The sequence below is a fragment of the Chromobacterium amazonense genome, assembly GCF_001855565.1.
Taxonomy (GTDB): domain Bacteria; phylum Pseudomonadota; class Gammaproteobacteria; order Burkholderiales; family Chromobacteriaceae; genus Chromobacterium; species Chromobacterium amazonense.
Map to the genome: position 1 here is coordinate 1 of NZ_MKCR01000015.1, position 22051 is coordinate 22051.

At 60.8% G+C, this 22051-nt stretch carries 18 protein-coding genes and 2 rRNA genes; 12 read left to right on the top strand and 8 right to left on the bottom strand.

Going from position 1 to position 22051, the window contains the following annotated elements; translation table 11 throughout:
• Both BI343_RS08780 and rrf read left to right on the top strand, forming a co-directional pair.
• Positions 1–1187, top strand: a 23S ribosomal RNA gene (locus BI343_RS08780); the annotation flags it as partial.
• Positions 1188–1310: 123 nt separating this feature from the next.
• Positions 1311–1425, top strand: a 5S ribosomal RNA gene (gene rrf / locus BI343_RS08785).
• 217 nt (positions 1426–1642) lie between these two features.
• On the opposite strand, the gene BI343_RS20785 is transcribed toward rrf, so the two are convergent.
• Complete coding sequence (locus tag BI343_RS20785; protein WP_169828997.1) at positions 1643–1984, bottom strand: hypothetical protein; 342 nt, start codon at positions 1982–1984, stop codon at positions 1643–1645.
• On the opposite strand from BI343_RS20785, the gene BI343_RS08790 reads away from it, so the two are divergent.
• Positions 1928–3871 carry an ATP-binding protein gene (locus BI343_RS08790; protein WP_244886602.1) on the top strand — a complete coding sequence of 648 codons (1944 nt, stop codon included), beginning with the start codon at positions 1928–1930 and terminating at the stop codon, positions 3869–3871. The genes BI343_RS20785 and BI343_RS08790 overlap by 57 nt on opposite strands.
• Here BI343_RS08790 and BI343_RS08795 read toward each other — a convergent pair.
• The 4 genes from BI343_RS08795 to BI343_RS08810 all read right to left on the bottom strand — a co-directional run bounded on the left by BI343_RS08795 (position 3864) and on the right by BI343_RS08810 (position 7222).
• Positions 3864–4853 (bottom strand): GlxA family transcriptional regulator, encoded by a 990-nt coding sequence (locus tag BI343_RS08795; RefSeq protein ID WP_043626009.1) that lies wholly within the window; start codon positions 4851–4853, stop codon positions 3864–3866. The two genes, BI343_RS08790 and BI343_RS08795, sit on opposite strands and share 8 nt — an antisense overlap.
• 121 nt (positions 4854–4974) lie before the next feature.
• Positions 4975–5706: an ABC transporter permease gene (locus BI343_RS08800; protein ID WP_083340883.1), complete on the bottom strand. Its 732-nt coding sequence runs from the start codon at positions 5704–5706 to the stop codon at positions 4975–4977.
• The gene (locus tag BI343_RS08805; RefSeq protein ID WP_071109425.1) at positions 5703–6392 is read right to left on the bottom strand and encodes an ABC transporter permease; all 690 of its coding nucleotides are present in this window, start codon (positions 6390–6392) and stop codon (positions 5703–5705) included. The genes BI343_RS08800 and BI343_RS08805 overlap by 4 nt, the downstream gene beginning before the upstream one ends.
• A 65-nt stretch (positions 6393–6457) precedes the next feature.
• On the bottom strand, positions 6458–7222 hold the full coding sequence (locus BI343_RS08810) for an ABC transporter substrate-binding protein (protein WP_071109426.1): 765 nt from the start codon (positions 7220–7222) through the stop codon (positions 6458–6460).
• Positions 7223–7700: 478 nt separating this feature from the next.
• Between BI343_RS08810 and BI343_RS08815 the strand changes: the two genes are divergently transcribed.
• Together BI343_RS08815 and BI343_RS08820 are read left to right on the top strand one after the other, a co-directional pair.
• Positions 7701–12512, top strand: a complete 4812-nt coding sequence (locus BI343_RS08815; protein WP_071109427.1) for an NAD-glutamate dehydrogenase — start codon at positions 7701–7703, stop codon at positions 12510–12512.
• A gap of 221 nt (positions 12513–12733) precedes the next feature.
• A complete protein-coding gene (locus BI343_RS08820) occupies positions 12734–14446 on the top strand; it encodes a bifunctional metallophosphatase/5'-nucleotidase (protein ID WP_071109428.1) in 1713 nt (570 codons plus the stop codon).
• A gap of 69 nt (positions 14447–14515) precedes the next feature.
• Here the strand turns inward: BI343_RS08820 and dut are convergent, their stop codons facing one another.
• Positions 14516–14968 (bottom strand): dUTP diphosphatase, encoded by a 453-nt coding sequence (gene dut / locus BI343_RS08825; protein WP_071109429.1) that lies wholly within the window; start codon positions 14966–14968, stop codon positions 14516–14518.
• A gap of 52 nt (positions 14969–15020) precedes the next feature.
• Entirely contained in the window at positions 15021–16202 is a 1182-nt protein-coding gene (coaBC, locus tag BI343_RS08830; protein WP_071109430.1) for a bifunctional phosphopantothenoylcysteine decarboxylase/phosphopantothenate--cysteine ligase CoaBC, read from the bottom strand.
• Between the two features lie 158 nt (positions 16203–16360).
• Between coaBC and radC the strand changes: the two genes are divergently transcribed.
• The 7 genes from radC to BI343_RS08865 all read left to right on the top strand — a co-directional run bounded on the left by radC (position 16361) and on the right by BI343_RS08865 (position 20922).
• Positions 16361–17050: a RadC family protein gene (gene radC / locus BI343_RS08835; RefSeq protein ID WP_071109431.1), complete on the top strand. Its 690-nt coding sequence runs from the start codon at positions 16361–16363 to the stop codon at positions 17048–17050.
• A 114-nt stretch (positions 17051–17164) separates the two neighbouring features.
• The gene (locus BI343_RS08840) at positions 17165–17416 is read left to right on the top strand and encodes a hypothetical protein (RefSeq protein WP_043626035.1); all 252 of its coding nucleotides are present in this window, start codon (positions 17165–17167) and stop codon (positions 17414–17416) included.
• A 159-nt stretch (positions 17417–17575) separates the two neighbouring features.
• A complete protein-coding gene (locus tag BI343_RS08845) occupies positions 17576–17950 on the top strand; it encodes a Gfo/Idh/MocA family oxidoreductase (protein ID WP_043626038.1) in 375 nt (124 codons plus the stop codon).
• A gap of 186 nt (positions 17951–18136) precedes the next feature.
• Positions 18137–18586 (top strand): DUF2844 domain-containing protein, encoded by a 450-nt coding sequence (locus tag BI343_RS08850; protein WP_071109432.1) that lies wholly within the window; start codon positions 18137–18139, stop codon positions 18584–18586.
• Positions 18587–18597: 11 nt separating this feature from the next.
• Positions 18598–19821, top strand: a complete 1224-nt coding sequence (locus tag BI343_RS08855; protein WP_071109433.1) for a DUF3443 domain-containing protein — start codon at positions 18598–18600, stop codon at positions 19819–19821.
• Positions 19822–20057: 236 nt separating this feature from the next.
• Positions 20058–20318 carry a hypothetical protein gene (locus BI343_RS08860; protein WP_139165687.1) on the top strand — a complete coding sequence of 87 codons (261 nt, stop codon included), beginning with the start codon at positions 20058–20060 and terminating at the stop codon, positions 20316–20318.
• A gap of 43 nt (positions 20319–20361) precedes the next feature.
• Positions 20362–20922 carry a flavin reductase family protein gene (locus BI343_RS08865; protein WP_071109435.1) on the top strand — a complete coding sequence of 187 codons (561 nt, stop codon included), beginning with the start codon at positions 20362–20364 and terminating at the stop codon, positions 20920–20922.
• Positions 20923–20991: 69 nt separating this feature from the next.
• Here the strand turns inward: BI343_RS08865 and tyrS are convergent.
• On the bottom strand, positions 20992–22051 hold a 1060-nt coding region (gene tyrS / locus BI343_RS08870), incomplete at its 5' end, for a tyrosine--tRNA ligase (protein ID WP_071109437.1).

A 22051-nucleotide genomic window follows, 5' to 3' on the forward strand; every position in this document is an offset into this window, starting at 1 on the left:
GCCTCTTAGAGTGTAGGACTTCGCGTTCGAAGCTTTGAGAGGTCGCAGAGAATCGGTGGCTGCGACTGTTTAACAAAAACACAGCACTGTGCCAACACGAAAGTGGACGTATACGGTGTGACGCCTGCCCGGTGCCGGAAGGTTAAGTGATGGGGTGCAAGCTCTTGATCGAAGCCCCGGTAAACGGCGGCCGTAACTATAACGGTCCTAAGGTAGCGAAATTCCTTGTCGGGTAAGTTCCGACCCGCACGAATGGCGTAACGATGGCCACACTGTCTCCTCCTGAGACTCAGCGAAGTTGAAGTGTTTGTGAAGATGCAATCTCCCCGCTGCTAGACGGAAAGACCCCGTGAACCTTTACTGTAGCTTTGCATTGGACTTTGAAGTGGTTTGTGTAGGATAGGTGGGAGGCTAAGAAGCCAGGACGCTAGTTCTGGTGGAGCCGACCTTGAAATACCACCCTGACTCCTTTGAGGTTCTAACCTTGGTCCGTGATCCGGATTGGGGACAGTGCATGGTAGGCAGTTTGACTGGGGCGGTCTCCTCCCAAAGTGTAACGGAGGAGTTCGAAGGTTACCTAGGTACGGTCGGAAATCGTGCTGATAGTGCAATGGCAAAAGGTAGCTTAACTGCGAGACCGACAAGTCGAGCAGGTGCGAAAGCAGGACATAGTGATCCGGTGGTTCTGAATGGAAGGGCCATCGCTCAACGGATAAAAGGTACTCCGGGGATAACAGGCTGATACCGCCCAAGAGTTCACATCGACGGCGGTGTTTGGCACCTCGATGTCGGCTCATCACATCCTGGGGCTGTAGCCGGTCCCAAGGGTATGGCTGTTCGCCATTTAAAGTGGTACGTGAGCTGGGTTCAAAACGTCGTGAGACAGTTTGGTCCCTATCTGCAGTGGGCGTTGGAAGTTTGACGGGGGCTGCTCCTAGTACGAGAGGACCGGAGTGGACGCACCTCTGGTGTACCGGTTGTGACGCCAGTCGCATCGCCGGGTAGCTAAGTGCGGAAGAGATAACCGCTGAAAGCATCTAAGCGGGAAACTTGCCTGAAGATGAGACTTCCCTGGAGGCTTGACCTCCCTGAAGAGTCGTTCGAGACCAGGACGTTGATAGGTCGGGTGTGGAAGCGCTGTGAGGCGTGAAGCTAACCGATACTAATTGCTCGTGAGGCTTGATCCTATCATTTGAGTGGCTTAGCGAGGCTAAGTGACGAGAGTGGATGTGCGAAGAACATCAAATACCGAATATTCAGAATCAGAGAGCGACTCTGGTTCAGGCTTCTTGCAGTTTGTACAGTTTATGTCTGGTGGCCTTAGCGAGGTGGTCCCACGCCTTCCCATCCCGAACAGGATCGTGAAACGCCTTAGCGCCGATGATAGTGTGGCATTCGCCATGTGAAAGTAGGACACCGCCAGACGCCCCATACGACAAAGCCCAGCTCACACGAGCTGGGCTTTGCGCTTTGCGCGCGCCGAATGCGCGACACCCGCCCCGACCAGACCCCGGCGGGGCTTTGCTATTGATGCGAGTCTGACTCAGGAAGTGGTTGCCAGCGTTGTCAGTTTGACTTGCGTTGCGAATATGGCGTCTTTTTGTGAAAATGCCCGGCGAATGTTTTATGCAAAGCATATCATTCATGATGTCATATGAATTCGGGGCGGGTCTTGAGTAAATTCAAAGGTCGCGAGTGGCTTCTGTTTGGCGCGCTCTGGTTGCTCAGCAGTTTGTGGGTATTGGCCCAGTGGGGGGGCGGGGAGTACCGCCGTCTGCAGGACGGTTTCGAGCAAGCGGCTCATCAAGCTTATGCGGGTGTCGCGCGCAGGCTTGACCAGAACGAGTCCGTGCTGTCCGCGATCAATGCTCTTCTCATTTCTCATGAGCAGTTGGACGCGCCTGCGCTCAGCGCCTTTGCGCGGGAAATGTTGCCGCGCTATCAGCAGTTGTACGCCATCCAGTTCCTGCAGAATGTCACGCAAGAAGCGCGCCCTATGTTTCTGCGCAGTATGGAGGAACGGTTTGGGGAAACTTTTTACATCCGCGACTACGGCGCGGGAGGTAAGCGCAATTGGCAGCCCGCTCCGGTCAGGCCCCAGGCGTTGATCGTATCCATGATCGAGCCGGATCTGCCGGCCTTCAGCCCGGTCTACGGTTATGACATGCTGGGCGATCCGCATTTTTCCGCCGAGTTGAAACGGGCGGTGACAAGCGGGCAGAAGGTTTCGTCACGTCCATTCGAATTATATGACGGCGGCGGGCGAGCCTATCTGCTGATGCAATCGCTGTATCGAGAGTCGGCCGGGGAGGCGCGTCAGGGCCGCGGCCGCGATCTTGCAGGCGTGGTGGCCTTGGTGGTGTTTTGCGACCGGCTGCTGCAGTTGCCTGAAGACCAAGCCTTGCCTGCCGGCTTGGACTTGTCCTTGTTGCCGCGGGATGGCCGCGCGGGGGGCGAGCCGCTGTACCAGCGCTTGCATAGGGATGGGGATCATGATTGGTGGCCCAAGATAACGCGCTTGACGCTGCGTTTGCCGCTGAACAGCGAAGCGCAGCCTTTTGTTCTGGGCGTCGAGCAGGATATTCGCCTCAATGATCTGGCGTTGTTGCCGCTGTTGCTCAGAGAGGTTTTCATTGCCTTGCTGTTGTCCGCTGCGGCGCTGATTTATTCCCAGCGCGTCGCCTTGCGCCGAGAGCGCAGCCAGGCCGATGAGGAGCTGTTCCTGCAGAGCGAGCGCGCGTCCGTGACCTTGAATGCCATACACGATGGTGTGGTGATTCTGCGGCAGGATCGTCGGATCGAGATGGCTAATCCCATGGCCCTGCAACTGGTGGAGATGCCTGCCGATGAGGTGCTTGGCCTGCCATGTCATGAAGTATTCCGCTTGATGGGCGAGTTGGCCGCGGAGTTTTCCGAGGATCCCATCAGCGAGTGCTTCCGTACCGGGCAGGCAGTAGAGCTGGCGGAGCGCATGCAGCTGACCACGGCACGCGGCAAAGTGCATTCGGTGGAGGGCGGCATCGCGCCGTTGATGTCGCGGGACGGGGTGCAGATAGGCGTGGTGTGCGCGCTGCGCGATATGGGGCCGCTGCGGCAAAGGACCGCGGCAGCGCTGGAGGCCAGCGAAACCCGCGTCAAGGAGCACCTGGAAAAGCTGTCGCACGTGGCGCGCCTGCATACCATGGGCGAGATGGCGTCCGGCATCGCCCATGAGCTGAATCAACCATTGACGGCTATCTCCAACTATTGCCAAGCCGCCATCCAATTGCTGGATGGGGTGGAGGATGCGCCGCCGCAAGTCAATTCCGCCTTGAAGCTGGCGGTGGCGCAGGCCGGGCGCGCCGGAGAAATCATCAAGCGGCTGCGCGCGCTGGTCAGCAAGCGGGCCATCGAAACGCGGCTGATCGATATCAATCAAGTAGTGGGCAACTGCATGTTCCTGGCGGAGTATGATCTTCGCGAGCGCGGCATTGAAGTGGTCCAGCTGCTATCGGGCTATTCGATTCCGGTGATGGCGGACAGCATCCAGCTGGAGCAGGTGGTGTTGAACCTGCTGTCCAATGCCATGGATGCCTTGAAAGACGAGCCGGCCTTGAAACGCCATGTCATCGTCCACACCCGCCGGGAAGGCAAAAAGGGCATTCTGGAGGTGCGGGATACCGGGCGCGGCATTACGCCGGACTTGCTGGAAGTGCTGTTCCACCCGTTTTTCTCCACCAAGCCGCATGGCATGGGCTTGGGCTTGTCGATCTGCCAGACCATAGTCGAGCAATACGGCGGCTTGATCTCGGCGGAAAACATTCCGGCCAGCGGCGCCTGCTTCCGCATCGAGCTGCCCTTGGCTTTGCAGGCCGAGCGCCAGCTCAGCTAGCGCGGTTGCCTATCTGAGTGCGTTGCGCGCGCTCTTCGCGCGGCGTGATGTTGAAATGGTTGCGATAGGTGCTGGAGAAGTGCGGTCCGCTGGAGAAGCCGCAAGCCAGCCCGATCTGCACGATGGACTTGCTGGTTTGCAGCAGCAATTGACGCGCCCGGCTCAAACGCAATTCCAGATAGTATTTGGACGGCACGGTGCCCAGGTATTGTTTGAACAGCCGCTCCAACTGGCGTCGGGAGACGCCGACATAGTAGGCGATGTCGTCCGTGGACAGCGGTTCCTCGATATTGGCTTCCATCAGGCTAACCGCCTCGGTCAGCTTGGGCTGGCTGCCGCCGATGCGGGTGGCCAGCGGAATGCGCTGGCGTTCGTTGCCGGGCCGGATGCGTTCCATGCTGAACAGCTCGGACAATTGGGCGATGAACTCGTGCCCCTGTTGCCTGCCAACCAGGTCCAGCATGAAATCAAAGGTAGCGGCCCCGCCGGCGCAGCTGAGACAGCGTCCCTCGCTTTCGTACAGATTGGACGTCACGATCACATCGGGAAACTCTTCAGTCAGCCGGGCGATTTCGCGCCAGTGTATCGTGGCGCGCTGTCCGGCCAGGAGGCCTGCCCGCGCCAGCCAATAACTGCCGCAGCCGATGCCGGCCAGCGTCATCTTGTCGGCGTTGATGCTGGACATGCCCTTGCTCAGTTCCTCCAACGCGAAATCGCTGCCGATCTCGTCGGCCAGGATCACCAGATAGTCCAGTTTCGGCGCGTACGACAACGGCAGGTCCACCGCCAGCTTGATGCCGTTGGAAAGCTGCACTTGCCCGCCGTCCAGCGATAGCAGCAGGGTTTCGTAAAGCTTTTTCTCCGCGAGCAGATTGGCGTGGTTGAGCACCTCGGAGGCGCTGGCGAAATCAGCCATCGAGGCGTGGGGAAGCAGCAAGAAGCCGAAGCGCAACGGTTTGGCGGTTTGAGGCGTGTGAGCCATGTCTGAGCGGCAGGTAAGGTTGGCAAAAATGCCGCCATGTCAGGGAGCCTGGCATGGCGGCTTGTCTTGCCTGCATTGTACGATTTATTTCAAATGCCGGGCAGCAATTGTCACCAGCGGCTTATTGCTTTCTCGGTCCCAGAAAAGCCAGATAGCGCCGCTCCGCGCGCTTCATCAGCCAGACCAGGGCAAAGGTCAGCGCCAGGTAGATCACGGCGGCGGTGAAAAACGGCTCGAACGGCATATAGCTTTCGCTGTAGATGCGGCGCGCCACGCCAGTCAGGTCGGCCAGCGTCACCAGGCCGGCGATGGCGGTGCTCTGCAGCATCATGATCACTTCGTTGCTGTAGGCCGGCAGCGCGCGGCGCAGCGCCGACGGCAGCACAATGCGCCGCAGCATCAGCCATTGGCTCATGCCGACCGAGCGTGCGGCTTCGATTTCTCCCCAGTGGGTATTGCGGATCTGACCGGCGATGATCTCCGTGGTATAGGCCGCGGTGTTCAGCGTGAAGGCCAGGATAGCGCAGACATAGGCGTTTTGCAGGTATTGCCAGGCCCAGCTGTCGCGTATCCAGTCGAACTGCGCCAAGCCGTAGTAGATGATGAACAGCTGCACCAACAGCGGCGTGCCGCGGAATACGTAGCCAAACAGCCAGACGGCGCCGGACAGCGCGCGGTTCTTGGCCGTGCGCGCCACGGCCAGCGGGATGGCCAGCATCAGACCCAATAGCAGCGACAGGCCCAGCAACTGCAGCGTCATGATCAGGCCGTCGGTTGACGACAGCATGGGGCCGCCGTCGTGCGCGCCGAAGAATTCCGGCAAGCGTTCGATAATCAGTTTCGGATCGATCACAGCCCGCTCTCCTTGGTGCCCATCGAGTAGCGTTTTTCAGTCCAGTGCAAGAGCAGATTGGACACGCCGGTAATGCAGAGGAACAACGCGCCGACGACGATATAGACGTCGAACGGCTGCTGGGTGGCCGATTTGGCGGCATCGGCCCGGTACATCACGTCATTGAGGCCGATGACGGATACCAGGGCGGTGGATTTGACCAGCACCAGCCAGTTGTTGGAGAAGCTGGGCAGGGCGTAGCGCACCATCTGCGGCAGCTGGATGCGGAAGAACACGCGCAGCGGGGACATGCCGTAAGCCAGGCCGGCTTCCATCTGGCCCTTGTGCACCGCCATCATCGCGCCGCGGAAGGTTTCGGTCATGTAAGCGCCGAAAATGAAGCCCAGAGTGGCGACGCCGGCGATGAACGGGTCAATATTGGGCGCCTGCCAGCCGAAACGGCCGCAGATGTCATTGAGCGCCATCTGCGCGCCGAAAAACAGCAGGAACATCCACACCAGATCGGGAATGCCGCGCACCACGGTGGAATAGCATTCGGCCAGCAGCGTCAAGGCTCGCGACGAGGTGGATTTGAACAGCGCGCCGATCAGGCCGAGCGCGATGGAAACGGCCAGCGCGGAGCCGGCGAGCTTCAGCGTCAGCGCCGTGCCTTCCAGAATGCTGGGAAGGTAACCTTGCAAAAACATGGGCAATCTCAGAAGAGGGGATTGCGGGAGCAGGCGCGCGGGGCGCGCCTGCCTGGGAGCGGGGATTAGCCGCCGTAGACGTCGAAGCTGAAGTACTTTTCCTCAACCTTCTTGTAGCTGCCGTCCTTGCGCACGGCCTCAATGGCCTTGTTCAGACGGTCGAGCAGAGCCTTGTTGCCCTTCTTCACGGCAATGCCGGCGCCCAGGCCGAAGTACTTGACGTCGGAGTAGTTCGGGCCGACGAAGGCATAGCCCTTGCCTTGCGGCGTCTTCAGGAATTCGCCCTCGCCCACGGCGCCGTCCACGAACACGGCGTCGACGCGGCCGGACTTCAGGTCCAGGAACGATTCAGGCGACTTGGCGTACGGCACGATGGTGGCGCCGTTCTTGCCCCAGAAGTCCTTGGCGAATTTTTCCTGGGTGGAGGCGCGCAGCACGCCGATCTTCTTGCCCTTGAAGCTGGAGGCGTCTACCTTGGTGCCATCCTTGGCCACCAGGCGGCTGGCGATGTTGTAGTACTTGCCGGTGAAGTCCACGGCCTTTTGGCGTTCCGGGGTGATCTGCATCGAGGAGATGATGGCGTCGAACTTGTTGGCGTTCAGCGCCGGGATCAGGCCGTCCCAGTCTTGCGGCACGATCTGGCAGGTGACTTTCATTTGCTTGCAGAGCGCGTAGGCCATGTCGATGTCGAAGCCCTGCGGCTTGCCGTCGGCGCCTTGCTTGGAGAAAGGCGGGTAGTTGAGGTCGATGCCGAAGCGGACGGTTTCCGCCTGGGCGGACAGGGAGGCGATCAGGGCGAAGCTGGCGCTTGCAATCAGGGCTTTTTTCATGATGTTGCTTCTACTTCTCTTATTTTGGCCGTCGGCAGGCGCCTGCGCGACGACTGGCTTGTAAACCCCGCAGCGGAGCCGACGTTATTGTTCCGATCCGGGTCGTCTTGTCTTGCTGGCTGGCCTTTATCTGCCGCGCTTGTGAACAACAAGTGGCGGAATTGGTCAATACCCATAAGCAAGTGCGCACATTCTACCTTACTTTTCCTGAAAAATGGAAATATCATAAAAATCAATGGGTTATGAATGTTTTGCCTGATTGGCTACAATGCGCGGTGCGATGGTCTTTGTGTAACTGGCCGTCGCTTTGCTGTAATGTATGGCCTGGATTTCCGGCCTGCTTATGCCCCCGTGTTGTTGCCGGCGGAATACGGCTTGCGCGTTTTATGTAAGCCGATGTCGCATTCAGGAAATCCGGTATGGGTGCCGCTATCTACAATGCCCCGACAACCTCCCTGCTCACAACAAGAGAAGCTAAATGTCGCTTACCAACAAGACTGAACTGGCCAGCCTGATCGCAGATATCCAGGCTGTAGCCGAGAGCAAGCTTTCTTCCCAGGAGACCCAACAACTCGCCGCCTTCTTCCCGAGCTACTTCGAAGAGACTGAACACGCCGACCTGCGGCAGTTCTCCTCGCTCGACCTGTTCGGTGCCGCAATGGCGCATTACGAGTTCGCCGGCAAACGCTCTGCCGGCCAGGTCAAGTGCCGCATCTACAACCCCGATTTCGAACGCGACGGCTGGCAAAGCACCCACACGGTGATCGAAGTGGTGAACGACGACATGCCGTTCCTGATCGACTCGATCACCATGCTGCTGTCGCGCTATAACCTCAATCTGCACCTGTTGGTGCATCCGGTGCTGTCGGTGGCCCGCGACAAGAGCGGCGTGATGAGCGCCGTCAAGCGCACCGAAGACCGCAGTCTGCCGTTGGAGTCGTTCATCCACGTGCAGATCGACCGCATCAGCGACGCCGCGCTGCTGGCCAAGCTGGAAGCCGAGCTGAAGCGCGTGCTGGCCGACATCCGCCTGGTGGTGCGCGATGAACCCAAGATGCGCGAAACGCTCGCCGGCATCAGCAAGGACTTGTCTAAGCTGAAGGGCGAACGCGCCGCCGAAGCCAAAGAGGCCGTGGCTTTCCTGGAGTGGATGGCCGAGCGCAATTTCCTGTTCATGGGTTATTGCGACTATGACCTGGTCAAGCGCGACGGCAAGGACAGCCTGCGCATCGTCAAGGACTCCGGCCTGGGCATCCTGCAGGATCAGGGCGACAAAGAGTATTCCGCCAGCTTCGAACAGCTGCCGCAGGAATTGCGCGAACTGGCGCACCTGCCGCAGCTGATCATCCTGAACAAATCGCAAACCCGCTCCATCATCCACCGTCCGGCCTATGTCGACTTCGTCGGCATCAAGCGCTTCAACGACAAGGGCGAAGTGATTGGCGAGCGCCGCTTCCTCGGCCTTTACACCGCCAGCGCCTATCAGACGTCGCCGAAGGACGTGCCCATCCTGCGCCAGAAGGTGGCCAGCGTGGTCAAGAGCTGCGACTTCGTCGATGACAGCTACAAGTCCAAGACGCTCGGCTTCGTGCTGGAAAGCTACCCGCGCGACGAATTGTTCGAAATTCCGGCCGAAGTGCTCGGTCCGATTGCCGAGGGCATCGTCAGCCTGCAGGAACGCCCGCGCGTGCGCCTGTTCGTGCGCGCCGACCGCTACCATCGCTATGTCAGCTGCCTGGTGTATGTCCCGCGCGACAGCTTCAGCACCGAAGTGCGGCTGAAGATCGAAAAAGTGCTGATGAACGCCTTCGACGGCGCCAGCGCCGAGTTCAGCGTGCAGATCGGCGACGGCACCCTGGCCCGCGTTCACTACATCATCCGCACCAATGCGCCCAAGCTGCCGGAATTCCATGAGGGCGATATCGAAGCCGAAATCGCGCGCCTGGTGCGCGGCTGGGTGGAGGAGCTGCATCAGCAACTGGTGGAGGCCTACGGCGAAGAGCGCGGCAACGGCTTGTTCAATCGCTACAAGGAAGGTTTCCCGGTTGCCTACCGAGAGGAATTCGCGGTGCGCAACGCCGTGTTGGACATCCAGCAACTGGAGGCGCTGAACCCTGAGCAGCCGCTGGCCATGAAGCTGTACCGCCCCTTCCACCGCACCGGCGCGGCCTTCAATTTGAAGCTGTTCCGCGAAAGCGAGCCGCTGGGCCTGTCCGCCAGCCTGCCGATTCTGGAAAATATGGGCGTCAAGGTGCGCGACGAGCATCCGTACTGCGTCAAGCGCGTCGATGGCAGCCAGGTGTGGATCAGCGACTTCGGCCTCGATGTCGGCGGCTTCGGCGAGCAGATGGCGCAGGACCAGGTGCAGCACGACTTCCAGGAGCTGCTGTCCCAAGTGTTCGCCAAGCGCTGCGAAAACGACGGCTTCAACCGCCTGGCGCTGGTGGCCGGCCTGGATTGGCGCGAAATCTCCCTGATCCGCGCGCTGGCCAAGTATCTGCGCCAGGGCGGCCTGACCTTCAGCCAAGCTTATATCGAGCAGTGCGTGGCCAATTACCCGGCCATCACCCGCAGCCTGGTGGAGCTGTTCTACGCTCGCCTGGACCCGGTGAACTTCGAAGACGAAAAGGCCGAGCTGTTGTTGGCCGCCGTGCGCGGCATGCTGGACGCCGTGGCCAATCTGGACGAAGACCGCATCCTCAACGGCTTCCTGGCCGTGATCCTGGCCACCCGCCGCACCAACTTCTGGCAGAAGGCGGAAGACGGCCACTTCAAGTCCTACATCTCGTTCAAGCTGGAGTCCAACCAGATCCCGTTCCTGCCGCAGCCGCGTCCGCTGTTTGAAATCTGGGTGTACAGCCCGCGCGTCGAAGGCGTGCACCTGCGCGGCTCCAAGGTCGCGCGCGGCGGCCTGCGCTGGTCCGACCGCATGGAAGACTTCCGCACCGAGGTGCTGGGCCTGGTCAAGGCGCAGATGGTGAAGAACTCGGTGATCGTGCCGATGGGCTCCAAGGGCGGTTTCGTCGGCAAGCAGCTGCCGGCGCCGAGCGAGCGCGAGGCCTTCCTGGCCGAGGGCATCGCCTGCTACAAGATCTTCATCTCCGCGCTGTTGGACGTGACGGACAATCTGGTGACTGGCCAGATCGTGCCGCCGAAGGACGTGCGCCGCCTGGATCCGGACGATCCGTACCTGGTGGTGGCGGCCGACAAGGGCACGGCGACCTTCTCCGACATCGCCAACGGCATTTCCGAATCCTACGGCTTCTGGCTGGGCGACGCCTTCGCCTCCGGCGGCTCCGCCGGCTACGACCACAAGGGCATGGGCATCACCGCCCGCGGCGCCTGGGAGTCGGTGAAGCGCCACTTCCGCCATCTGGGCGTCAACACCCAGGAGCAGGACTTCACCGTGATCGGCATCGGCGACATGGCCGGCGACGTGTTCGGCAACGGCATGCTGCTGTCCGAGCACATCTGCCTGAAGGCGGCGTTCAACCACCTGCACATCTTCCTGGACCCGACGCCCGACGCGAAGAAGAGCTTCGCCGAGCGCGCTCGCCTGTTCAATCTGCCGCGTTCCAGCTGGGCCGATTACAACCGCGAGCTGATCTCCAAGGGCGGCGGCATCTTCGAGCGCAGCGCCAAGTCCATCCCGCTGTCGCCGGAAGTGAAGGCGTGGCTGGAAACCGACAAGGACCACATGGCGCCGAACGAGCTGATCCACGAGATCCTCAAGGCCAAGATCGATCTCCTGTACAACGGCGGCATCGGCACCTACATCAAGGCCTCCAGCCAGAGCCACGCCGACGCCCGCGACCGCGCCAATGATCCGGTGCGCGTCAACGGCAACCAGCTGCAGGCGCGCGTGGTGGCCGAAGGCGGCAATCTGACGTGCACCCAGCTGGGCCGTGTGGAGTTCGCGCTGGCCGGCGGCCGCATCGCTACCGACGCCATCGACAACTCGGCCGGCGTCGATTGCTCCGACCACGAGGTCAACATCAAGATTCTGCTGGGCGCGGTGATGCAGGCCGGCGACATGACGCTGAAGCAGCGCAATGAGTTGTTGGCCGAGATGACCGAGGAAGTGGGCCATCTGGTGTTGCGCAACAACATCCTGCAAACCCAGGTGCTGGCGATCAAGCGTCTGGAAGCGGCTTCCATGCTGTCCACCCATGCCCGCATGATCACGCACATGGAGAAGACCGGCGAACTGAACCGCGAGATCGAATACCTGCCGACGGAAACCCAAATCAACGAACGCCGTCTGGCCCGCCAGGGCCTGACCGTCCCGGAGATCGCGGTGCTGCTGGCCTATAGCAAGATTTCGCTGGATCAGGCCATCCTGGCTACCGATCTGCCGGACGATCGCGACTTCCTGCCGGTGCTGGTCAACTACTTCCCGAAACCGCTGCAGCAGCGCTTCGGCAAGCAGATGGAACAGCATCAGCTGCGCCGCGAGATCATCTCCAACCAGCTGGCCAACCAGATCATCAACCGCATGGGCACCACCTTCGTGTTCCGCCTGCAGGAGGAGTCGCCGTTCTCCGCGGCCGACATCGCCCGCGCCTGGTGGATCGCCAACCGCGTGTTCGACGCCGAAAGCCTGTGGGGCCAGATCGAGGCGCTGGACAACAAGGTGCCGGCCGATCAGCAGATGCAGCTGATGGTGCTGGTGCGCACGCTGGTGGAGCGCGCGACGCGCTGGCTGCTGCGCAACAAGCGTCCGTTCGGTTCCGTCAACGCGGTGATCGAGCAGTACGCCGCCAAGGTGCAAGGCCTGCTGGCCCAGTTGCCCAAGCTGGTGCCGTCCGCGCAGTACGCCGGCGTGGCCGAGCTGGAGGCCCGGATCGCCCACGCCAAGCTGCCGCAATCGCTGCAGCAGGTGCTGGCGCGTCTGGAATACGCCGTGCCGCTGATGGACATCATCGAAATCAGCGACGGCAGCAAGCTGGCGCTGGAGCAGGTGGCGGCCAACTACTTCCAGCTGGGCCGCGCGCTGCAGCTGGACTGGCTGCGCGACGCCATCACCAGCCTGCCGCGCGACAATCGCTGGCAGTCGCTGGCCCGCTCGGCGCTGCGCGACGACCTGTACCGCGTGCACCGCGATCTGGCTCGTCAGGCGCTGCAGGATAGCGCCGCGGCGGCTGGCTTCGCCGAGCAGTGGCTGGTCAAGCGCCAGGCTGCCGTGGAAGTGTGTGGCCAGATGTTCGCCGAGCTGCAGTCGTTCAGTGCGCTGGATCTGGCGATGTTGTCCGCCGGCATGCGCGAGCTGAACAACCACCTGCTGGCTTGACGCTTCCCCGTTCCATCCCGGCTTGAGCCGGGATGCGGCCAAACGCCGCGAGCGAGTCTCGCGGCGTTTTCTTTTGGTATTTTTGCAAAAATATGGAATTTCATGCCATTGTTTGGCCGTTCCTGATTTAAATTTCATGCCGATTGTGTATGTTGACGGCCTGGCGCATGTCCGTGGCAGCGGCGCGCGCCGGATCACAACAAACACAATGGAGCATGGCAATGAAATTGATTCCGACAACCCTGTGCCTGAGCCTGGCTTTGGCGCTGGGCGGATGCATGTCCGATTCCTCTTCCTCCGTGAGCGGACGCCCTGGCGCAAGCAATAATGAACAGTTGCCGGCCGCGGCGCCGGTGGCCGTCAAGATGGTCGCCATCAACGATTTCCACGGCAATCTGGAATCCCCCGGCACCTTGGCGCTGCCAGACCCGAAAGATCCGAGCAAGACGGCCAAGACGCCCGCCGGCGGCGTCGATTACCTGGCGGCCTGGGTCAAGCAGCTGCGCGACAAATCGCCCAATACGGTAGTCGTGTCGGCTGGCGATCTGATCGGCGCCAGCCCCTTGGTGTCCGGCATGTTCCATGACGAACCCACCATCGAAGCGATGAATTTGCTGGGTCTGGATATCAACGCCGTGGGCAATCATGAGTTCGATGACGGCCAAGACGAGTTGCTGCGCATGCAGAATGGCGGCTGCAAGCCCGGCGCGGGCGATACCACCTGCCAGAATGGCGGCAGTTTTGCCGGCGCCAAGTTCAAGTTCCTGGCGGCCAATGTGCAGAAGCCGGATGGCGGCACCCTGTTCCCGGCCTATGAAATCAAGAAATACGGCAATATCCCGGTGGCCTTCATCGGCATGACGCTGAAAGGCACGCCTGACATCGTCTCGCCCACCGGCATCCAGGGGTTGAGCTTCAAGGACGAAGCTGACACCGTCAATGCGCTGATTCCCAAGCTGAAAGCGCAGGGCGTGGCGGCGGCGGTCGTGGTGGTGCATGAAGGCGGCTATCAGACCGGCACCTTCGACGATTGCAAGGGCATTTCCGGCCCCATCGTCGATATCGTCAAGAAGCTGGACAAGACGGTGGGGCTGGTGGTGACTGGCCACACGCATCAGGCCTATAACTGCGAAATCGATGGCCGCCGCGTGACCAGCGCCAAGAATTACGGCCAGCTGTTCACCGAGATCGACTTCAAGCTGGACCCGGCGAGCAAAACCTTTGTCCCCGGCTCGATCCAGGCCGTGAACCGTCCGGTGACGCAGGACATCAAGCCGCTGGCCAATATCACCGACTTGGTGCGCTTTTATCTGATCAAGTCTGCGGATCAGGCAGGGCGCATTGTGGGCAAGCTGGGTGGCAGCCTGACTCGCAATGCCAACGCCGCCGGCGAAACGACCTTGGGAGACGTGATTGCCGATTCTCAGCTAGCGGCTGGCAAAAAGGATCAAGGCGCCGTGGTGGCTTTCATGAATCCGGGCGGCATCCGCGCCGATCTGGTCCCGGACGCCAATGGCAATGTCAGCTACAAGCAGATCTACACCGTGCAGCCGTTCGGCAACACCATGCTGACGATGAAGCTGACCGGCGAGCAGATCGATCAGTTGCTGGAGCAGCAGTGGAGCGATCCGGCCAGGGGCAAGATGTTGCAGGTTTCGTCCGGTTTCAGCTACAGCTGGAGCAAGTCGGCGCCGGTGGGCAGCAAGGTGGACATCAAGAGCATCACCATCAATGGCGTGCCGATTGATCCCAAGGCTCGCTACACGGTGCAGGTCAACAACTTCATCGGCGGCGGCGGCGATGGCTTCACCGTGCTGGCGCAGGGCACCGACCGCGTCGTGGGCGGCGTGGATGTGGATGTGATGCAGCGCTACTTGCAGTCCACGCCGCTGGTGGCGGTGCCCAAGCTGAATCGCATCAACGTTTTGCCCTGATTGTCGGCAAAAAGAAACCCGGCGCAGGCATCTGCCCGCGCCGGGTTTTTATTTTCAGAATGGGCTGAATCAGCCGTGGCCGGTGCTGCCGAAGCCGCCGGCGCCGCGGTCGGAGGCGTCGAAGTCGTCGACGATATTGAAGCCCACCTGCACCACCGGCACGATGACCATCTGGGCGATGCGTTCCAGCGGCTCCAGGCGGAACGGCTCCTGGCCGCGATTCCAGACCGAGACGAAAACCTGGCCCTGGTAATCGGAATCGATCAGGCCCACCAGATTGCCCAGCACGATGCCGTGCTTGTGGCCCAGGCCGGAGCGCGGCAGCAGCATGGCGGCCAGGCCCGGATCGTTCAGGTGGATGGCGATGCCGGTGGGGATCAGCTTGGTTTCGCCCGGCTGGATGGTCATGGTCTCTTCGGTGGCGGCGCGCAGATCCAAGCCGGCCGAGCCGGAGGTGGCGTAGGCGGGCAGGTTGTCGCGCAGGCGCGCGTCCAGGATCTTGACGTCGATAACGGCTTGCATGGTGTTTCCTTGTGATGCGGGGCGGCCGGTAAGCCGCCCGATGGTTGATTCTTCAGCGTTTGGCCAGCAAGGCGGCCAGGTGGCGGACGATGGCGGCGGCCACGTCATCCTTGGGCATGGCGGGCAATGGATGCTGGCCGGCGTCGTCCAGCAATACCACTTGGTTGTCGTCGGCCCCCATCGCCTGCTGGGCGAGGTTGGCCACCAGCATGGGCAGTTTCTTGCGCTTGCGCTTGGCCTCTGCGAATTCCAGCAGGTTCTGGCTTTCGGCGGCGAAGCCGACGCAGAACGGCGCGGCCGGCAGGCTGGCGACGGTGGCCAGGATATCCGGATTCTCTTCCAGTTCTATGGCGGGCGTGCCGGCGCCTTTCTTGATCTTGTGCTCGCTGCGGTTTTTCACCCGGTAGTCGGCCACCGCCGCCACGGAAATGAACACGTCGCTGCGGCCCACTTCGGCCAGCACCGCCTGCTGCATCTCGGCGGCGCTCTGGACGTCCAGGCGGCGCACATTCATCGGCGCCGCCATGCCGGTTGGGCCGGAAACCAGCGTCACCTCGGCGCCGGCGTCGCGGCAGGCGCGCGCCAACGCGTAACCCATTTTGCCGGAGCTGATATTGGTGATGCCGCGCACCGCGTCTATCGCTTCGTAAGTCGGGCCGGCGGTCAGCAGCACTTTCTTGCCGGCCAGCAGTTTGTCGGCGAAGAAGCCGCGCAGCAGCTCGACGATCTGATGCGGCTCCAGCATGCGGCCATCGCCGGTTTCTCCGCAGGCCTGGGCGCCGTTGCCGGGGCCGAACACGGTCACGCCGTCCGCTTCCAGCTGGGCGATATTGCGCTGGTTGGGCGGGTTTTGCCACATCTGCAGGTTCATCGCCGGTGCCGCGATCAGCGGGCAGGTGCGCGCCGCCGCCAGGGTGGAGATCAGATCGTCGCAGCCGCCATGCGCCAGCTTGAACAGCAGGTTGGCGGTGGCGGGCGCGATCAGGAACACATCGGCGCGGCGCGATAATTCGATATGCGCCATGGCGTTGCTGGGGCGCGAGTCCCACAGATCGGTGTAGACAGTGTGGCCGGACAGGGCCTGGAAGGTGGCGGGGGTGACGAAGCGGGTGGCCGATTCGGTCATCACCACTTCCACTTGGTGGCCTGCCTTGACCAGCAGCCGGGTCAGCTCGGCGGACTTGTAGGCGGCTATGCCGCCGCTGATGCCGAGGAGAATGCGTTTGGCGGTCATCGTTGGGTTCTTCGAAGCCGTAAACTGGCCATTTTAGCGGATTTAGTCCACCACGTGGCTCTGGCCTGGTCTAATGATGGCATGTTAATGTCATTGCTTGTTGCTATCTTGTTGGCCTGATGACACAAACAATGCTATAGCCAGAAGAGGGATGCGCCATGTCGATCGCCCATTGGCCGGAAGCGGAGCGGCCGCGCGAGAAATTATTGCGGCAAGGAGCCGCCACTCTGAACGATTCCGAGTTGCTGGCCATTTTCCTGCGCACCGGCGTCAAGGGCATCAATGCGGTGGAATTGGCCAGGTCGCTGCTGCAGGAGTTCGGCTCCTTGACCAGTTTGCTGGGCGCCAGTCTGGAGCAATTCAAGGCCAAGCCCGGCCTGGGCGAGGCCAAGTACGCGCAGCTGATGGCGTGCATGGAGTTGGCGTGCATGGAGTTGGCGCGGCGGGCCTTGTCCGAGCCGATGCGGCTGGGCGATGCGCTGTCCAGCCCGCGGCAGGTGAGGGATTATCTGCGTTTGAGCATAGGGCGGCGCGACGTCGAAACATTTGTTGTGATATTTTTGTCGGCACAAAACCGTTTGATTGAAGTCGAAGAAGTATTCAAGGGAACATTGACCGAGACCAGGGTATATCCGCGGGAAGTGCTGCGGCGGGCTTTGCAGCACAATGCGGCGGCGCTGATCGTGGCGCACAATCATCCTTCCGGCGTCAGTGAGCCTTCAAATGCGGATAGAATATTGACCGATACGCTCAAGCGCGCTTTGGAACTGGTCGATATCAGGTTACTGGATCATTTCGTGGTAACCGGCGGGCACGCGGAATCGTTCGCCGAACGTGGTTGGCTGTAGATGCAGGTTTTCGGTGTGATGGCAGTTTGACAGTGCCGCCATCAGGTACGGGGCTTGCGCAGTGCAACTGTCTGTTTGACCTTGTTCCCCTCACCGCATCACAAGGAGGTCATCATGAACATCCTGCGTTTGCTGAATGAGTCCGACTACATCCAGGTCAACAATCAATTCGTCAAGCCGGACTTCCATTCGGTATCGGAAGAGTTCTCCGACGACGACGACGTGGTGCTGGAGGCGAATCTGGACGGCCAGGAGCTGGTGCTGACCGTTGCCGACCTGACCGACGCCACCCCCTTGGCCGATGGTGGATTCTGGCTGGAAGGTCTGGGGTATCTGCGCTTTTTGTCGCAGCAGAATCTGCATTGAGTCCCGCAAGCATTTTCCTATCATGGCCCGGCGCAAGCCGGGCCATTTCATTTGCATCCGCATCGCGCCGGACTTGACTTGCCTCAACTCCGTTTCGCCATGTTTGCTCTACAGTGATGCTGGTTATTTGTAAGTCATAAATGGAGAGGCGGGGTGCTTATGCAAAAGTTCAGAATCGGCATGGTGGGCGTGGGCGAAACCGGCACGCCGTTGCTGAAGCAGCTGCTGGATGCGCCATTTGTCGAGATGGTGGGCGTGGCGGATCTGGACCTGCAGTTGCCCGGCGTATTGCTGGCCAAGGAAAGAGGCGTGCCGGTGACCGACAATTTCATCGAGATCGCCGAGCAGGGCAGCCGGGTGGACATCATCATCGACGTCACGGGCTCGCGCAAGGTGCGGGAAGACCTGCGCCGTTATATGCAGTTTTCCGGCAATACCCACACGGTGATCGTGCATGAGCGGGTGGCATTGCTGATGTTGTCGTTGGGCGCCGGGCGCTGGGTGGAAACCCGGCACGACGAGATGACATATTGATTCTGTTGATGTGGCAGCTGTGCGGTCGGCCGTGAATCGCGGAAGACTGAACGAGGGGATGCGGGGGGCTTAAGCCTCCCGCTTTTTTTTTAACAAGATTGCCGTTTGCATTTCTAGTATGCTCAATGTGTAGTGCGGGCTTTGTCGGCGTGGCTCAGGATAAAACAGATAACTGAGAGGTGGAAAATGAAAAGACCCTGCTTGTTCGTTTTTCTCTTGGCACTGCTGGCGCCGGGCGCGCATGCCGCTTTGGGGCAGAAGTTCGACGCGGCTGCGGCGTCTGCCGCCGGGCATAAATTGCTGGCGACCCGTCCCGCCGCCATAGGCGGCGCCTACGCCGTTCAAGACAGCCTGGATGCCTCCGGACGGCAGATCCGACAGTATGTTTCCCTGGGTGGAACAGTGTTTGCCGTGGCCTGGAGCGGCCAGACCCATCCTGATTTGCAGTCGCTGCTGGGAGACTACTTTCCGGCCTTTCAACAGGCACAGCGGAATAATCGCAGTGGCCGCAATGTGCTGAGAGGGCAGGTAGGCAGTTTTGTGGTCCATTCTTATGGCCGGATGGGCGCCTTCAACGGCTTTGCCTATGACTCCACCTTATTGCCGGCAGGGGTGACGCCGGATCAATTGAAATAAAGGGAGCGAACATGAAAAGACTTCTGGTCAGCCTGTTTTCCCTTGCCCTGTCGCTGAGCGGTTGCGGAGGAGGCGGCGGCGATGCCGGCTCCTTCTCCAATGGAGGCAGTAGCGGCAGCACCACGTCCAACAGCGTCGCCATGATTGTCGACTCCGGTCCTGTCGGCGCGACGGGGCAGTTGAATCTGCCTTACGTGACGGTCAATGTTTGCGTCCCTAGAACCAATACCTGCACGGCAATAGACCATGTTCTGGTCGATACGGGCTCCAGCGGGCTGCGCGTGTTGGCTTCGGCGCTGCAAAATGCGCTGCCCACTCAGTCTGTCGGGAGCCGGCAGGTGATGGAGTGCGCCCAGTTCGCTGACGGCTTCACCTGGGGCGCGGTCAGTGCTGCCGATGTGAAGATTGCAGGAAAGACAGCTAGCGCCCTGCCGATCCAGGTGATCGCCGATGGCGCCTTGCCTTATCCCGTGCCGGCGGCCTGTTCGTCGACCGGCAGCAATGAAAGCAGCTTGGCGGCATTGGGCGCCAAGGGCATTCTTGGCGTGGGCTTGAGCTCAAAAGATTGCAGCAATTGCTCCGTTGTCAGCAGCAACGGCCTTTATTATCTGTGCAGCGGGCAGACCTGCCAGCAGGGCGCGGTGCCGCTGGCGCAGGAGGTGACCAATCCGGTGACGGCCTTCTCCGGCGACAACAATGGCGTTTTATTGCAACTGCCTAGCATAGACAACTATGGCGCGCCATCCGCGCAGGGCACGCTGACCTTCGGCATCGCTACGCAATCGAACAATGCCATCCCCAGCACGGCCAAGGCTTATCCGGTGTCCAGCGATGGTTTCACCATCACCACGGTTTACAATGGCCAGAGCTATCCCGGCTTCTTGGATAGCGGGTCGAACATTCTTTACTTCCCCAACGATGGCAGCGTTGCCACCTGCTCGGTAGGCGGGTCGACATGGTATTGCCCCAATGTTTCGTCGCCGCAGACGCAGAGTCTGAGCGCGCAAGTGTCGGCCAGCAATGGCAGCAGCAGCACGATCAACTTCAAGCTGATCAATGCGTCCATTCTCAACAGCAGCAACTATGCCGCCTTCCCCAGCCTGGCGGCGCCGATGACTGGAACGTTTGCCGGTTATTTTGATTGGGGCCTGCCTTTCTTCTATGGGCGAAGCGTGTTCATCGGGTTTGCCGGCAGCAGCAATCCACAGGGAAGCGGGGCAATGTATATTTTCTGATATCGATCATCTTGCAGTGCAGCAAGCTGTCGCCTATAACAGCAGTGTCATCACGATGACATCTCCTCTGTCTTGATGCTTGAGCATGATAGCAAACAGGCCCGCGCGTTCCGCCCGGGCCTTTTTTTATATCGACATCACTAAATGTCAGTTACTGAAATATTTATTTCATGCTACTTTTTTATGTCATCTTTATTTTTGGAATGGCAGTGAACGCGGCAAAAAGAATAAGACAAATGCTTGAGCGTAAGGTAGACCCGGAGCAGGTAGCCGTATTAGTGGAGTTGGCGGTGGGGTTGCAATTGGGACGGCCGTTTGATTTGCGCCGTCTGTGCCGGCTGGATCCCGAGTATTTCGAGCTGGGCGTGGATCTGATGCGCGACTGGCGCTTCAATTACCATATCGCCGCGCGCAGCAAGCTGTTCGAGGACATCCTGGCCCGCGACCATGGCTTGCAGAGCCGGATGTGCCATCTCGGCTCGGCCGCTGCGCATTGATCATTGCTGCTAGAATCGTTTCTTTGCCCAAACGGAGACGACGATGCTGGCGGATGTTGAATTGGCCAAGGCCTACCGGCTGCTGAATCATGGCCCCACCGTGCTTGTGAGCAGCGCGGCAGGCGGGCGGCGCAATGTGATGGCGGCCGCTTGGGCCATGCCGCTGGACTTCGATCCGCCCAAGGTGCTGGTGGTGATAGACAAGTCCACCTATAGCCGCGAGCTGATCGAGCAAAGCGGCGAGTTCATACTCAATATTCCGTGCAGTGCCCAGGCGGCGCAGGTGGTGCAGGTCGGCAGCGAGACCGGCCGCGATGATGATAAATTCGCCGCCAGCGGTTTGGCGGCGTTGCCAGCGCAACGCGTGGCGGCGCCGCGGGTGGCGGGCTGCATCGCCTATCTGGAGTGCAAGGTGGTGCCGGAGCCGCATAATCAGCAGCGCTACGACTTGTTCATCGGCGAAGTGGTGGCGGCGCAGGCCGACGACGCGGTGTTCCGCGCCGGGCATTGGCATTTTGAAGACGCCGACGCTTCGCAGCGCAGCTTGCATTACATCGCCGGCGGCGCTTTTTTCGCCACGGGAGAAGCTTTCAGCGTGGCTTGAACTCGGCTGGCAGGCGTCAAAAAGCCCGTCCATGAGACGGGCTTCGCGTTTTCCGCTGGCAGAAGGGGCTTATTGCCAGTCCACCAGCGCGTACAGCTTCTTGCCGCGCTTGAGCAGCGAGTATTGGCCGAACAGGCGTTCATTGTCGCCGATGGCGTGCTCCAGGCTGTCCACCTTGATGCCGTTGACGCTGACCGCGCCGCTCTGGATGAAGGTGCGCGCCTCGCTCTTGGACTTGGCCAGGCCGCCGGCCGCCAGCGCGTCGATCAGGCCGTTGGCGCTCTTGTCCAGCTGGATGGTCGGCAGGCCATCTTGCGCCAGTTGGGCGAAGTCCTCGGCGGTCAGGCTGGACAGGTCGTTGCTGAACAGGCTTTGCGTGATTCGTTGGGCCGCTTCCAGCGCCGCCTTGCCGTGCACCAGCTCGGTGACTTGCTCGGCCAGGATGCGTTGGCCTTCCGGCTTGCCTTCGCGGGTCTTGTCGGCCTCTTCGATGGCGGCGATTTCGTCCACCGACAGGAAAGAAAAGTAGCGCAGGAATTTGTACACGTCGGCGTCGGCGGTGGACAGCCAGAACTGGTAGAAGGCGTAAGGCGAGGTCTTCTTGGCGTCCAGCCAGATGGTGCCGGATTCGGTCTTGCCGAACTTGGTGCCGTCGGCCTTGGTCACCAGCGGCATGGTCAAGCCGAATACCTGAGTCTGGTTCAGGCGGCGGGTCAGATCCGTGCCGGCGGTGATATTGCCCCACTGGTCGGAACCGCCGATCTGCAGCTTGCAGCCCAGCCGCTGGTTCAGCTCGGCGAAATCATAACCCTGCAGCAGGCTGTAGGAGAACTCGGTGTAGGAGATGCCCTGGTCGTCGCGGTTGATCCGCTGCTGCACCGCCTCCTTCTTGATCATCGCGTTGACAGAGAAGTGCTTGCCGATGTCGCGCAGGAACTCGAGCGCGTTCATTTTGCCGAACCAGTCGTAATTGTTGGCCATCAGGGCCGCATTGTCGCCTTCGAAGCTGAGGAAGGGCTCGACCTGCTTGCGGATCTTCTCCACCCAGCTTTCAATGACATCCGGGGTGTTCAATTTACGCTCGGTGGCTTTGAAGCTCGGGTCGCCTATCATGCCGGTGGCGCCGCCC

Bases quoted from the DNA above. Each gene is read 5' to 3' on its own strand.
- BI343_RS08855 (WP_071109433.1), top strand. From the start codon at position 18,598: ATGAAAAGACTTCTGGTCAGCCTGTTTTCCCTTGCCCTGTCGCTGAGC.
- dut (WP_071109429.1), bottom strand. From the start codon at position 14,968: ATGCAAGCCGTTATCGACGTCAAGATCCTGGACGCGCGCCTGCGCGAC.
- BI343_RS08815 (WP_071109427.1), top strand. From the start codon at position 7,701: ATGTCGCTTACCAACAAGACTGAACTGGCCAGCCTGATCGCAGATATC.
- radC (WP_071109431.1), top strand. From the start codon at position 16,361: ATGTCGATCGCCCATTGGCCGGAAGCGGAGCGGCCGCGCGAGAAATTA.
- BI343_RS08840 (WP_043626035.1), top strand. From the start codon at position 17,165: ATGAACATCCTGCGTTTGCTGAATGAGTCCGACTACATCCAGGTCAAC.
- BI343_RS08860 (WP_139165687.1), top strand. From the start codon at position 20,058: ATGCTTGAGCGTAAGGTAGACCCGGAGCAGGTAGCCGTATTAGTGGAG.
- BI343_RS08845 (WP_043626038.1), top strand. From the start codon at position 17,576: ATGCAAAAGTTCAGAATCGGCATGGTGGGCGTGGGCGAAACCGGCACG.
- BI343_RS08820 (WP_071109428.1), top strand. From the start codon at position 12,734: ATGAAATTGATTCCGACAACCCTGTGCCTGAGCCTGGCTTTGGCGCTG.
- BI343_RS08795 (WP_043626009.1), bottom strand. From the start codon at position 4,853: ATGGCTCACACGCCTCAAACCGCCAAACCGTTGCGCTTCGGCTTCTTG.
- BI343_RS08850 (WP_071109432.1), top strand. From the start codon at position 18,137: ATGAAAAGACCCTGCTTGTTCGTTTTTCTCTTGGCACTGCTGGCGCCG.
- BI343_RS08790 (WP_244886602.1), top strand. From the start codon at position 1,928: ATGTTGCCGCGCTATCAGCAGTTGTACGCCATCCAGTTCCTGCAGAAT.
- coaBC (WP_071109430.1), bottom strand. From the start codon at position 16,202: ATGACCGCCAAACGCATTCTCCTCGGCATCAGCGGCGGCATAGCCGCC.
- BI343_RS08810 (WP_071109426.1), bottom strand. From the start codon at position 7,222: ATGAAAAAAGCCCTGATTGCAAGCGCCAGCTTCGCCCTGATCGCCTCC.
- BI343_RS08865 (WP_071109435.1), top strand. From the start codon at position 20,362: ATGCTGGCGGATGTTGAATTGGCCAAGGCCTACCGGCTGCTGAATCAT.
- BI343_RS08805 (WP_071109425.1), bottom strand. From the start codon at position 6,392: ATGTTTTTGCAAGGTTACCTTCCCAGCATTCTGGAAGGCACGGCGCTG.